This is a genomic window from [Clostridium] saccharolyticum WM1 (genome assembly GCF_000144625.1).
GTDB classification, from domain to species: Bacteria; Bacillota; Clostridia; order Lachnospirales; family Lachnospiraceae; genus Lacrimispora; species Lacrimispora saccharolytica.
This window is the reverse complement of the sequence record NC_014376.1, coordinates 1938157-1951323: the sequence shown is the minus strand read 5'-3', so window position 1 is coordinate 1951323 and position 13167 is coordinate 1938157. Positions and strand designations below refer to the sequence as shown.

Here is a 13167-nt window from a genome sequence, read left to right as displayed (position 1 = left end):
TGTTGTTTTGTGTCTTGTTCATGTTTTGATTTTCACCATTATATCTATTCATCCATTTTCTTCCATATAAAACAATATCAAATTAATAAAAATTATTTGCAATCAAATCTAATCTCGCTTTATCCTAGTTTAAAATCATGTTCTGGTTGTTTTTTACCATTCTCCGGGGGGCCAGCATCTCTCTTATGGATATCCATGAAAAGAGAGAAACGGCATCCTGCCAACCGAATCCAGCTAAAAAGCTGTCCCGTCCGGCAGGGTACTGTTTCTCTCTTTTTCTTGATCCATTATAATTTAAGAAGTTTTTGAAAATAATACCCTTAAGTCATGGTTAAATAATCCGCTACCGCTCTCACAACCATAGCGGCAGCCGCCCGGACCTCAGGATCAGCCTGCTGCATCGCGGCTCCGCCATAGTCCTTTATCATCTGCAAATCATTTGCGCTGTCACCAATGACCCTTATTTCATCAAAGCCGCCCCACAGTCTTACAATCCAGTCCACAGCAGCAGACTTGTTTACACCTTTTGCCACAATGTCCCCGTTCCAGACATTTGCATAGGCAGATATTAACGGAAACATGGCGTTCAGCCGGGCGCATAGCTCCTTAATCCACAGCACATCCTTCCTGCGCCTGTGAATTTGTAGAATTTCCTTAAGGTCATGGATCTGATCAATGGTAACCTGCCCGCGGCAGGGCTTTTGAGTGGTGGTACCGGAGCCTGAGAGTACATTTACCTTGGTCTTTCGCATGGATACGCCGCTTCCTTCATCCCCAAGGCCGTGAAGGAACCAAAGCACCTCCTGGGCTGTGGAATCGTCTATGGTCCTGCAAAACAGCTCTTTCCCTGTTTTATCCAGAATCAAGGCACCGTTGTTAAGTATGAGATAATCAGGCTTCAGGGAATAATTCTCTAAAAAACCATGGAGAGACGCTTCATTCCGCCCTGTGGCAATGGCAAACAGGTTTCCGGCTGCCTGCCACTTGTTCATAGCTCCTATGTTTTCAGGGCTGATCCATCCGTCTATATACAGGGTCCTGTCAAAATCACTTACCGCAAATTTCATCCCTTTCCCTTATCTCCTTCCCCCTGCAGAACACACTGATCAGGTTCAAATTTGAATCCACAACCGTCAGGTCCCCATCCTTGCCCGGGGCTATGCTGCCTTTCCGATCATCCACATAAATATATCTGGCAGGATTTAAACTGGTCATCCTCATAATATCAAACCAATCCACCCTGGAATGCTTTGCCATATTCCGTATGGATCCTATGTAACTTAGCTCAATCTCTCTGACCGCCTGATAATCCTTGGGGTCCATCCACTCCTCCCTGCCGTCATAATGAACGATCCGGACCATATCTCTATCCTTTATGAATTTCATTCTCCTGACATAATGGTCAAATTCCGTTTGTGTCTGGGCAAGTCCGCTGCAGTCAGTGGTCATGATGATTCTTCCGCTGCCCTTGATCCGGTAAGCGATGTCAAAGACTTCATGAGACACGGTCATGCCTGTCTGTTTGGCAAATTCACACATCATATCATCAAAATACAGAGCAGCTCCTGCTGCTCCCGGCTCCCGGTGATGCAATCCCCTCATCCCGCTGAAGGTATGAGTAAATCCCCCTACACCAGCATCTTTTATTTCCTGGATCTGGGCGAAGGTGGCCCCGCTGTGGCCGATGGCAGTCTGTATCCTGTGCTCCTTGCAGAATTTCAGCACCTCTCTTGCTCCCTCCAGTTCCACTGCAATGGTCATATGACGGCAGAGCTCCTTGTTCCGGAAGCCGTTATATAGGTCCTCCATCACTTTAAGACTTGGCAGAATGCAGCATTCCTCCCGCTGCATTCCGCGGTACCGGGGATTGATAAAAGGTCCCTCCAGATGAACCCCCAGCATCTCTGCCCCCGGATAATCTGCTTCATAGGCTTCGTCTGCCGCCTTAATGCATCGTTGAATCTCTTCTATGGTATCTGCTCCTGAAGTTGCCAGATAAGAAGTGACTCCGGCATAAGGAAGGGTACGGCACATTTCCTTTAATGCTCCTGCATTCTTTTCAAACCAGAAAGAGCCTGTTGCCCAGCCATGAATATGGATGTCTATAAATCCCGGCAGAATAATAAAATCAGAAAAATCCTCATATTGCCCTGAAAATTCCTTATGCAGCGCCTTTATTTTTCCATGCTCCAGTTCTAAAAATCCGTCAAATTCCTCATGTTCGAGAATAATATGCTTTGAATAAAGTACCATACTCCACCTACCTTAATATCCAATAATCTTTATTTGCTGCCATCAGGTCATCAAGCACTGCTTTTGCCTTGGAAGGATCCACCACGGTGCGGTTTAAGGTCAGGGCCATCAGCGCCTTCGTATAATCCTCTTCCATAAATGCCTCCACGGTCAGAAGCTCATAGGCGTACTGCCCTTCCATCAGTCCTTTGTAAAAAGGCTTGATGGTTCCATAGGGATATCCCATTGCCCCTTCCTTTCCAATGGTTCCCGCCACCTCTATAATTGCCTCCGGCTCAAAGTTGTCAATGATTCCACGGTTTTTCACCATTACAATAAATTCGTTGTTCAGGTCATAGGCAATGGATTCCGCCACTTCCACCATTAGGTTTCCAAACACACTGTTGGTAAGCATATCAAGCCCATCCATATTATCCTTTCCCACGGCCCTAGCGCAAATGTCAAAGACGTCTTTTTCCCTGGAATCCCTGGATTCCTCAGCGCGGGTGTAATTCGGGTCGCTTTCCGCCACAATTTCCTCAGGAAACATGTAATATTGCATGTAGGTGGTAGGGATGTATTCATCCAGCAGTTTCATGTATTTGTTCACTCTTACATAGGTGTCAAGCCAGGACTTTGAGCGCTGCTCCGCATTAAAGGGTTTAAAATCATGATTCTTTAAATAAGAACGCAAAGCATTAAAATAATCTTTTCCATCCGTGTCCTTCAGCTCCGTAAACCATCCGAAATGATTCAGACCAAAATAGCGGGCCCGGAGCCTTTCCTGAGGCACTTCAAGAATTTTAGAATAACTCTTCATTAAGGAGAAGGGCTGGTCGCAGAGGTTTAAAATGTGCTTATCATCAGGGAACATCCGGTCAAGACCCAAAGCCACGATGGCCGCAGGATTGGTATAATTTAAAATCCAGGTGTCCTTGGAATAGGAACGGACCTTTTCCACCATCTGCTTCATAGCTCCCAGGGAACGCATCCCATAGGCAAATCCGCCGGGTCCGCAGGTTTCCTGTCCGACCAGGCCATAACGCAGAGGAATCTTTTCATCCAGAGAACGCATGCTGGTCTTTCCCACCCGCATCTGGCAGAAAATAAAATCTGTATTTCTGTAGGCTTCCTCTTCATCCGTGGTAAAAACCACCTGGCATTTTGGATAGCGGCATTTTAACACCAAACGGTTATAAGCTTCCATCAATCCCATACGATCCTTATCTATATCATAAAAAATAATTTTTGAAAGAGGAAATCGTTCCTTATAATTCACCAGCGTACCCACAAGTGCAGGAACCCGGGCACTTCCCGCTCCGGAAATCGTAATCACGTGTTGTTTTCTCATGTTACTCTCCTTGTACTCTTAATGATGAAAGGGAATGCCGCAAACTTCTGCCGCATCCCCTTATTTGAATAAATACTGCTCCTTTATTCGTCAGCCGCAGCTTTCCTGTCGCCGTCTATTTCTTCCGGCTTCCTTGATTTTCTTATTTTTACCGCCCTCTCCAATGCCTTCCGAGACATCTCCTCTGCGAGCAAGCTGCATAGCCCCGTATAATTTCCAGGGTCGATCATGGATTTTAATTCATCTGCCGTAAACATGGATGCCAGCGTTTCATCCTTTGTCAGCACATGATAATAATCCTCACCTTCCAGCTCCGCCTTCATGGCCTTTTCGTACATAAGCTCATGTGCCTTGTCCTTACCGATTTTTTCAGCCACATGCATCATTATCCATTCACTGTTGTCCAGTCCCTGGTTTATGTTGGCATTTTTAAGCATCTGCTCTTTATTGACTTTAAGGGTGCGGCTTAGTTCTTCGGCCCGGATGAGTACCTCTGCAGTCAGCTGAAGCCCTTCCTCCATGATTCCGTCAAACAGCATATAGGAACTGCTGTCCCCCTCAAACATCCGCACCGCAGAATAAAGCCCTACAGCAGGAAGGGAATATAGCTTCTGAGAATTGGCGATAATGCCCTTTGCCAGCTTGGGGTTAATCTTCTGAGGCATGGTGGAGCTGCCAATGGTTCCCGGAGCAAAGGATTCACTGATCTCTGAAAACTCTTCCATTCCGGTATAATAAACCTCTTCCGCCATTTTATGAAAGGTATTGCACAGCAGCGCCAGATCCATCAGATATTCCACCTTCATCTGACTCATGTTCCGGCTGGGCACCTCCATGGAGCCCATGCCAAGCTTTCCGGCAACCCGTTTCTGAACGCTGCGTCCCGGAGCACCTGTGGCATGAAAGCCTCCCGCAGCCCCTCCCATCATTGCCACAAAAACCCGCTTCTCGCTTTCCTCCAGACGTTCCAGAGACATAATCAGTTCGCTGATCCAGACGGAAACCTTATAACCATAAGTAATGGGGATGGCATGCCTTCCATGGGTCCGTCCTGACATGACCGTATCTTTATGGTCCATAGCAAGCCTTCCCAGGTTTTCCAAAATATCTGCAAGAAAGCTTTTAAAAACAGAATTCACCTGCATTGCAGTATAAAGCTGGGCGGTTTGCTGGATATTTTGTGTGGTAACCCCATAGTGAACGTATTTTCCGCCGTTTTCCCCGCAAGCCTTAACCAGCACCTTTATAAAAGGGACAAACCCATGGCCTACCCTGGCTTTAATCCGCTCCATTTCTTCAAGGTCCAGATCTTCAAGCCGAACCGCCCCAATGTCCCTCGCAGCTTCCATAGGGATAAAACCTTCCTCTGCCTGAGAAAGTGCCAGGGCAGCCTCCACCTTCAGCCACGCTTCATATTTGGCCGTTTCAGTTAACAGCTTTTTAATTCCCCTGTCATCCAGTTTACTCTTTGAATCATAGAAAGCTCTCATCCTTCACCTCTGATTTCTTCATGGCGTCGTCCACAGCATGGCGGACAAATTCCACATGAGGCCCAAAAACAACATGAATGTGATCTGCTGACGGGAAAAAAATACCTGCACAGCCAGAATCCTTTATTTTTATCTGATCTACCTTAGATGGATCTTTTAAGTCCACCCGCAAGCGGGAAATACAGTTTTCCACACTGAGGATATTGTCTTTCCCTCCCAGTCCCTTAATAACGACTTCGGCAATGGCCCGCCAGTTCTTTTCCTTTAACAGAAGGCTGGCGGATTCTTCAATTTCAAACCCTTCTCTTCCTGGTGTTTCCAGATTAAATTTTACAATAAACCATTTGAACACAAAGTAAAACACAATAAAGTTTCCAATGCCTAAAAGAATTAAGTGAAACCAATGGGTATTTTCATACAGAAGTCCAAAAATTCCAAAGTCAAAAATCGTTCCGCGGATATAACCGATGGAAATATGAAGCATCTGATAAGGAATGGCGCCAATACCGCTCATAACGCAGTAAAGAATAAACAGAGGCGGGGAAATAAACAGGAATGAAAATTCCAGCGGCTCTGTGATATTTCCTAAAAACGCAGTCAGACAGCAGGTAAGAATGACTCCCTTAGCAATCTTTCTGTTTTTCAGATAAGATGTTCGGTACATGGCTAGGCCAACAGCAGGCACCCGGAACAGGGTAGTCAGCATCTGCGCACCTCCCAAGTAACTGGTAAGGGTGGGCATAAGCTGGCCCCAGTATTCGCTGCCGGGTCCTAAATGGAACAAAACTTCATTGGTTGCATTAAGGATACCCACGTATTCGGTTCCATTGATCATATACGTTCCGCCGGCCTCGGTAAAACGGACCATGGAAGAAAGAACGTGATGCAATCCAAAAGGAATCAGCGCACGGTTTAAGGCATAATAAACCGCGTTTCCTATGTACGGCGTGGTAAAGATAAAAGAAATGCTGATGAGGAAATTGGTCAGCAGATTCCAGAACACCGGAATCATCAGCCCGATAGGAACCATTATTCCAAAGGTGATAATGGGAATGGATTTCTTTCCTCCAAAAAATGCAAATGCAAGAGGCAGCTCCAGACGGTAAAACCGGTCCGCCGCCTTGGCGGCCACCAAACCTGCGATCAGGCCCCCCAGTGCCTCAATCTTCAGTGTCTGGATGCCTAGAACCGTTCCCTGCCCTACCTGAGCCGCAACCTCCGGGTCAGCCAGGGTTCCCGTCTGCTTTAAATAAATGCTCATAACCACATTTAAGGTCAAATAGCCCACAACGGCCGAAAAGACAGCTATCCCCTTTTCATTCTTTGCCATGCCCTGGGCAACGCCCATGGCAAACAGCAGCGGGATATTATTAAAAATGATACTGGTAATGGTCTGCAGACTGGATAACATAAGCTTCAGACCCTGACTTCCCAAAAACGGGAATTTCTCTATCATGTAGGACTGCCCTAACGCACTGCAAATACCCATAACCATACCAATAGGTGCAAGGAGCGCGATTGGCAGAAGGAGTGAACGGCCAAAGGTTTGAATGCCGTCCTTCCAGCTTGACTTTTTATTGCTCATATTTTTTCCCTTCCTTTGTTATGACATAGTGGTTTTAGGCGCCTTGAAACTGTGTTCATTATGGCAGATAACATCAGTTGCTTCAAGGCAAAATATTAACATTTTATTATTGCATTTCGTTGCCCTCAATTTTATAATAGAACCATTATCAACACTACAGCAAAGGAGGTGGGATTATGGGATTAAGTTACAGTGATTTAAGCCTGCTTCGGTTTCTGCAGAAAAGGCAGCGCATTTCCTTATCAAAGGTGGCCCTGGAGTTTCAAAAGGATGAGATATCCATACGGCGGACCATTGAGCGGATCAACCTTTTCTCCCATCAGCCCTTGGTAGAAATACAAAAGGGCATCTGTTTAAGCCGTTTCAGCTACAAAGAATTTGTGGACTTTATCCAGCAGATCACCATGAGCGACTATACCAGTTCTTACATCGAGCGGATCAGAGTCATGATTGTGACCATTTTTTTCAATGGCTATGTCAATGCTTCTTCCCTGTATGAACATTGGGGTCTTTCCCTGACCACAAAAAAACAGGACACGGCCCATCTCCGCCAACTTTTGGCCGGACACGGCCTGTCCCTTCTGACCTTAAAGAAAAAAGGACTTACCATTGAAGGGGATGAGCTGCAGTTAAGGTTTCTGGTCATTGATATCCTTCATCCCCTGCTGGAGTTTACGGCTGAAAACCGGATTGAAGCCCGCTACGCCAACACCCCCTTAGAAAAACAAAGCTATGATCTGGCCGGTGCCTATTTACAGCCTGTATCCCGCCAGGCAGTGGAGCAGCTGAATTCCTTTTTAACAGAATACAATCTGTCAGTGAATTATCCATCCAAAAAGTTTCTCCTGCTGTTTATCTGCATCATGGAAATCAGGCCCGTTGACAAATCCATGGTTTTTAGCTACCGGCTGCCCCTGTCACCGCTTCATATCAACTTTGTTGGCGGAATCCGGGAGAACAAGCTGTACAATGTGGCTTTCAGCATGATGAACTTCTCCCGCAGCCTGGATTTTCCCTTTGACAAACGGCTTTGGCATACTACTGAACAGTTTACAGAGCAAGTGGTAAGCCATCTAAATAGTCCGTTTGCCATCCAGGAAGAATTCATCAATGAGCTGTACGGCTATTTTTACCGGGAGATCACCCTGAATCATTTTCATTGCACCTTTGTGGATAAGACTGTAGAAAATACGAAAGGGCAGTTTTCAGCCCTGTATGAAACCATCAAAAAATATGAGGTATACTTTAAAGCCTCCTATAATTTTTCATTTATGGACGAGCACCTTTCCACTCTGACCCTGCTGGTGCAAAAGCATATCCTGCGAAACCGTATTGTAACCCGACAGCATAAGAAGATTGTGGTAATGACCAGCATCAATTTTGAACGGGTCAGCTTTTTTTTGGAGCAGATCAAGGAATATGTGGAACTGCAGTGGATGGGCACCCTGAATATAAACGAGATCCATAAGCTGAAAGATCTGGATTATGATCACATTTTCTGCTTCTCATCCCGGATTTATAATCTTCTCCATGGTCAGAACCTTCCTGTCATCCGAATGAACTTTTTTGTGGATAGCAGCGATATGAAAATCCTTGCGTCACACGGCTTTTCCACACGGAAGCATCGTTTTCTGACCGCCAGCTTTGTATCCGAAATCGGCGGGAAAAGTGAGTCTGAATTAGAAGCATATTTAAAGGAAAATTACGGAGATTATTTTGTGTAAGATGAAATAATGATGAGCTGTAACCTTAAGAGGAATATAAAAAAGCGCCAGAACTTGTTTGCAATGATGGATTTTTGATCCATCATCGCAAACAAGCGGCGCTTTTTTCATTTTTATTTATATTGGTGATAATCTTCTGATTATCCGGAATCTCTAAAGCAATTCCTCTATTGGCTCACCGATCATATCCTTGTCTTTATGCAAGCCGAAATTGTCCAGCACCGTAGCTCCGATCACCGCAAAGGTATTCCGTTCTTTTAATTCTTTGCAATTTCCATAAGAAGGAGAATAAGCCAGTAACGGCACCCTTTCCTTGGTGTGGTCGCTGCCCTTAAAGGTTGGATCATTGCCATGGTCTGCCGTTATCAGCAGAAGATCATCATCCTTAATGAGAGGAAGCAGCTCTCCAAGCTTTTCATCAAACCGTTCCAGCTCGGCCCCATAACCAACCGGATCCCTGCGGTGTCCCCAAAGTGCGTCAAAATCTACCAGATTCACAAAGCACAGTCCGTTAAAATCCCTTTTTGCGATCTCTATGGTCTGTTCCATGCCATGAACGCTGCTTTGGGATTTGTTGCCCTCCGTGAGTCCTTCGCCGTCAAAAATATCAAAGATCTTACCAACGCTTATCACATCCAGGCCTTTATCCTTCAATAGGTTAAGGGCAGTGGTTCCAAAGGGCTTTAAGGCGTAATCATGACGGTTGGCAGTTCTTTTAAACTCACCCTTTTTCATGCCTACATAAGGCCTGGCAATGACTCTGCCCACCTTCCATTCATCTTTTAAGGTAAGCTCTCTTGCAATTTCGCAGCAGCGGTAAAGCTCCTGCAGGCCAAAGGTATCTTCATTGGCGCATATCTGAAGAACCGAGTCAGCTGACGTATATACGATCATGTCTCCAGTGGCTATCTGATGCTCTCCCAGTTCATCCATGATTTCCGTACCGCTGGCAGATTTATTTCCTACGATCTTATGTCCTGTGCGTTTTTCCAGTTCTTCTAACAGTTCCTTTGGGAAACCTGTATCCGTAAATGTCTTGAAGGGCTTTGTTATGTAAAGCCCCATCATTTCCCAATGACCTGTCATTGTATCTTTTCCCACACTGGCTTCATTCAGCCTGCCATAATACGCCATAGGCTCTGCGACTGGCTTTACATGATTTAAGGCGCAAAGATTTCCCAAACCAAGCTTTTCCAAATGAGGCAGCAGCAAATGGTCCACAGAAGCATCAATATGCCCCAGGGTATCACTGCCCTCGTCACCGTACTGGGCGGCATTATCCATGGCTCCTATTCCCAAAGAATCAATGACAACAACAAAAATACGTTTAAATCGCTTCATATTCCCTCCCTGCAGATTGATCACAGCACCTGTTATCTTTTTATTCGTCTGAAGCTGCTAAATGATTCACTTAATTTCTGTCAGACTTTCATATTTCGAATTTGGAAACCGATATCCATCAAAACAACACTGCATGGTATCAAGGATCTTTTGATGATATCTTTCCACTTTTATTATACAATTTTGTAAAATTTTTGCAATCTTTTTCTCTATTTTCTCTAAATTTACCCAACTATGCTTATGACATCCGGATCATACCCGGCTGCAGTCCTGATTCCTGCATATCCCCACAGTCACTTCGAGTTGACAAAAATCAAGGGAAGATTTAAGATGTTTGTAAATGTGAGTATACAAAATTCGAATCAGCTGCGTCAGAGGAAGCTCAAATCAGCTAAAAGGAGTATAATTTTGTGATTAATGTTCTTTTAAGCATCCTGTTAATTATATCTTCCACATTACTAGGGAATTTAGTCCTCTATGGAATCAGAAAGAAGAAAATTCCAGGAGTTTTCTTTTTCTCTCTTCTCATGACAGCCATGATCATTCATTCTGTCGGTTATGCCTTTGAACTGCTGAGCAATACCCTGGACCAAATGTATTTCTGGATCAGAATTGAATACCTTGGAGCTGCCTTTTATCCGTTCCTGATTATGCTGTTTGCCAGGGAATATGCGGATGAGAAGCAGTTTGCCAATAAATATATGCTGACCCTGATGCTGACAGTAGGCCTTATTACATTAATATTAGTCAACACCAATTCGTATCATTGGCTGTATTATTCTTCCGTAGGCATTGATTCTTCCCCCGGTTTTCCTATACTGGCATCAAAAAAAGGCATGTGGTACTATGTACAGGTATTTTGCCTGTGTTTTGCAATCTTTTACAGTATCATAATCTTTAGTATCAAAGTAAAAATCACGAGAGGGGATTATAGAAAAAAGGTTATATTTATGCTGGTGGGGGTATCCATCCCTATGGTAACATTAATCATTTACATGCTTGGGCTGGGACCGGTCTATATTGATTTATTACCGTTTTCCTATTTTTTTATGAGCACATTCATAATCATCGGACTTTTAAGATATGACATCTTGTTTCTTGCGCCGGTCACTCATGAAATGGTATTCAATTCCATCGAAGAGGCCGTTCTTGTTGTTGATAAGGATGAATTGCTGGTTAACTTCAACAATGCTTCCAAACGGTTCTTCCCCTCCCTCGCAAAGATCAAAGTTGGAAATTCCATTCATATGATCCAGGAATTAAAGGGCTATGACTTTTCTTCCAAGCAGCCTGTTTACCAGATTCATGACAAAGTGCTTCGCTTTAAGGTCATACATATAAAAAGTGGCAAGGTGTGTATTTACGTTGTCGATGATATTACGGAATCAGAGCGCGTCAAGAAGCAGCTTGAAATTCTCGCTACGGAGGATGCTTTGACTGGGCTTTCTAACAGACGTTATTTTATGGAAAAGGTAGAAACCAGAACGGAGCAAGGGATTTTCGTGATCATTGACCTGGATCATTTCAAGTCTGTGAATGATACCTTCGGCCATGTGGAAGGTGACAGGGTTTTAAAGGCTTTCGGCGAATCGCTTAAGGAAACATTTGCTCCCCAGACCGTGTGCAGATATGGCGGCGAGGAATTTGCTGTATTTATGAACGGCCTTACCATGGAGGAAGCGTTTCAGCAGGTGGAAGCCATGAGAGAAAAAACCGCTTACATGAATTTTGCCCGTAAGGTGACTTTTTCGGCTGGAATGGCAGAATGCAGGAACTGCAATGTCTCAGAGGCCCTTATCATTGCAGACAGAAAACTATATGAGGCAAAGAAAAATGGAAGAAATCAGACCAGGTACTAGATAGCCGAAAGAAGCAGTTATTGATTATCAATTAATTAAATTTCTTAAGCAGCAGAAAAAGCAGCTGGATTACGAAAAAATCCAGCTGCTTTTTCTGGCAAAGAGTCAGGGAAAACCATTGGTTCAGTCAGCGCCTTTTTTAATCTCGTTTTTCATTTTCCGTTCAAAACTGCCGGAGATGCCTATCTCTTCACGATATTTTGCAATCACCCTGCGGGAAAGACTATATCCTTTCTTTTTAAGCAGTTCTGCAAGCCTTAAATCACTATACGGCTTTTCTTTGTCCTCTTCATCCACCAGTTCACGAATGAATTGCTTGATGCCATCCGAATTGATCCGGTCACCGTTACTTGTGGGAACCGATGTTGAAAACAGGTCTTTCATCAGAACACAACCTGCGGGGAACTGAAGGTATTTATCTTTCACGGCACGGCTTATGGTGGAGGTACTAACCGACAGTTTTTCCGACATTTGAGTCATGGTACAGGGTTTTAGCTTGCCGGAATACCGAAAAAATGCTTCCTGCTCTTCCAGTATTGCATTAGTTATTTGAATAATAGTCTTTCGCCTCTGCTCAACTGCATGGATCAGAAATCTAGCCCTCTCTAATTTTTTCTTAAAATATTCAAAAATTTCCGGATCTTTTGCTTCTGCCATCATCTGCAGATAATAATCGTTCAGTTGGTAATTCCCGCACCAATTATCATTGATCTCTATATACCATTTGCCATCCGGTTCCATGGTAACGATAACATCCGGAATAATATATTGTTTTTCGCTCAGTCCAAACCCTTGCAGCGGTCTTGGATTTAAAGTACTGATTAGAGCAACATATCTTCTAGCCTGCTCCGATGAGATATCCAGTTCACGGGTGATGGAACTTAATTTTCCCTGAGAGATATCCGTTAAATGATGGGAAATAATATGTTTTAGATTTGCATCATCCAATCCCAGCCGTTCAATCTGAATTAACAGGCATTCTGCCAGATTTTTTGCAAAAATACCGTCTGGTTCCAACTTTTTCAAATCCAACAAACAGCTTTCGATTATCTCCTCCTTTACACCGGTTAATTGTGCAATCTCAGAAACCTCCAAATCTATATATCCGTTACTATCCAGGCTTTGAATTAAATAATCGATCACTTGCAAATGTTGGTCAGAGTAACGATCCAGCTCCAGCTGCTCATAAATGCAGCTATAGATATTTTCCGTATTTAAAGCCTCCATTGCAAGACTGCCTTCTCCACTGACTTCCTCATAAAAGCCGGCAGTATTTTCAGATGGTCTGCTGTAATTTGAACGATACCATGCCTGATCATCTTCTTGAGTATAAGATTCCGCGTCAGTATTGGTATGTTCCAGCAAAGGATTTTCCATATATTCATTTTCCATATACTGATACAAATCACTGTTGCATAACGCGAGCAGTTCCAAAGAAGATATCTGATTTTGAGACAGCAACTGCCGTTGTTCAACAGTTAATTTATGTTTCATGGCAATCGTCCTCCTTATTTCTCCCGCTTATTATCCTATTGCTATTGCAATATTATCGTTATTATACCATCCGAATATATGAAATGCAGCA

At 44.0% G+C, this 13167-nt stretch carries 9 protein-coding genes; 2 read left to right on the top strand and 7 right to left on the bottom strand.

What is annotated here, in order from left to right; translation table 11 throughout:
* Positions 1–320 precede the first annotated feature (320 nt).
* From CLOSA_RS09155 to CLOSA_RS09135, 5 genes are all read right to left on the bottom strand, one after another.
* A complete protein-coding gene (locus CLOSA_RS09155) occupies positions 321–1067 on the bottom strand; it encodes an HAD family hydrolase (RefSeq protein WP_013272483.1) in 747 nt (248 codons plus the stop codon).
* A complete protein-coding gene (locus CLOSA_RS09150; protein ID WP_013272482.1) occupies positions 1048–2253 on the bottom strand; it encodes an N-acetylglucosamine-6-phosphate deacetylase in 1206 nt (401 codons plus the stop codon). Before CLOSA_RS09150 ends, CLOSA_RS09155 begins: the two co-directional genes overlap by 20 nt.
* Before the next feature lie 7 nt (positions 2254–2260).
* The gene (locus tag CLOSA_RS09145) at positions 2261–3583 is read right to left on the bottom strand and encodes a family 4 glycosyl hydrolase (RefSeq protein ID WP_013272481.1); all 1323 of its coding nucleotides are present in this window, start codon (positions 3581–3583) and stop codon (positions 2261–2263) included.
* Between the two features lie 83 nt (positions 3584–3666).
* Positions 3667–5073 (bottom strand): class-II fumarase/aspartase family protein, encoded by a 1407-nt coding sequence (locus CLOSA_RS09140; RefSeq protein WP_013272480.1) that lies wholly within the window; start codon positions 5071–5073, stop codon positions 3667–3669.
* Positions 5057–6658 (bottom strand): PTS transporter subunit EIIC, encoded by a 1602-nt coding sequence (locus CLOSA_RS09135; protein ID WP_013272479.1) that lies wholly within the window; start codon positions 6656–6658, stop codon positions 5057–5059. Before CLOSA_RS09135 ends, CLOSA_RS09140 begins: the two co-directional genes overlap by 17 nt.
* 176 nt (positions 6659–6834) lie before the next feature.
* Between CLOSA_RS09135 and CLOSA_RS09130 the strand changes: the two genes are divergently transcribed.
* The gene (locus tag CLOSA_RS09130; RefSeq protein WP_013272478.1) at positions 6835–8382 is read left to right on the top strand and encodes a helix-turn-helix domain-containing protein; all 1548 of its coding nucleotides are present in this window, start codon (positions 6835–6837) and stop codon (positions 8380–8382) included.
* A gap of 153 nt (positions 8383–8535) precedes the next feature.
* On the opposite strand, the gene CLOSA_RS09125 is transcribed toward CLOSA_RS09130, so the two are convergent.
* Positions 8536–9723, bottom strand: coding sequence for a phosphopentomutase (locus CLOSA_RS09125; protein ID WP_013272477.1), 1188 nt, complete (start codon positions 9721–9723; stop codon positions 8536–8538).
* 410 nt (positions 9724–10133) lie between these two features.
* Between CLOSA_RS09125 and CLOSA_RS09120 the strand changes: the two genes are divergently transcribed.
* The gene (locus CLOSA_RS09120) at positions 10134–11582 is read left to right on the top strand and encodes a histidine kinase N-terminal 7TM domain-containing diguanylate cyclase (RefSeq protein ID WP_013272476.1); all 1449 of its coding nucleotides are present in this window, start codon (positions 10134–10136) and stop codon (positions 11580–11582) included.
* 123 nt (positions 11583–11705) lie between these two features.
* On the opposite strand, the gene rpoN is transcribed toward CLOSA_RS09120, so the two are convergent.
* On the bottom strand, positions 11706–13076 hold the full coding sequence (gene rpoN / locus CLOSA_RS09115; RefSeq protein WP_013272475.1) for an RNA polymerase factor sigma-54: 1371 nt from the start codon (positions 13074–13076) through the stop codon (positions 11706–11708).
* Positions 13077–13167: the final 91 nt, after the last annotated feature.

Bases quoted from the DNA above. Each gene is read 5' to 3' on its own strand.
- CLOSA_RS09155 (WP_013272483.1), bottom strand. From the start codon at position 1,067: ATGAAATTTGCGGTAAGTGATTTTGACAGGACCCTGTATATAGACGGA.
- CLOSA_RS09150 (WP_013272482.1), bottom strand. From the start codon at position 2,253: ATGGTACTTTATTCAAAGCATATTATTCTCGAACATGAGGAATTTGAC.
- CLOSA_RS09145 (WP_013272481.1), bottom strand. From the start codon at position 3,583: ATGAGAAAACAACACGTGATTACGATTTCCGGAGCGGGAAGTGCCCGG.
- CLOSA_RS09140 (WP_013272480.1), bottom strand. From the start codon at position 5,073: ATGAGAGCTTTCTATGATTCAAAGAGTAAACTGGATGACAGGGGAATT.
- CLOSA_RS09135 (WP_013272479.1), bottom strand. From the start codon at position 6,658: ATGAGCAATAAAAAGTCAAGCTGGAAGGACGGCATTCAAACCTTTGGC.
- CLOSA_RS09130 (WP_013272478.1), top strand. From the start codon at position 6,835: ATGGGATTAAGTTACAGTGATTTAAGCCTGCTTCGGTTTCTGCAGAAA.
- CLOSA_RS09125 (WP_013272477.1), bottom strand. From the start codon at position 9,723: ATGAAGCGATTTAAACGTATTTTTGTTGTTGTCATTGATTCTTTGGGA.
- rpoN (WP_013272475.1), bottom strand. From the start codon at position 13,076: ATGAAACATAAATTAACTGTTGAACAACGGCAGTTGCTGTCTCAAAAT.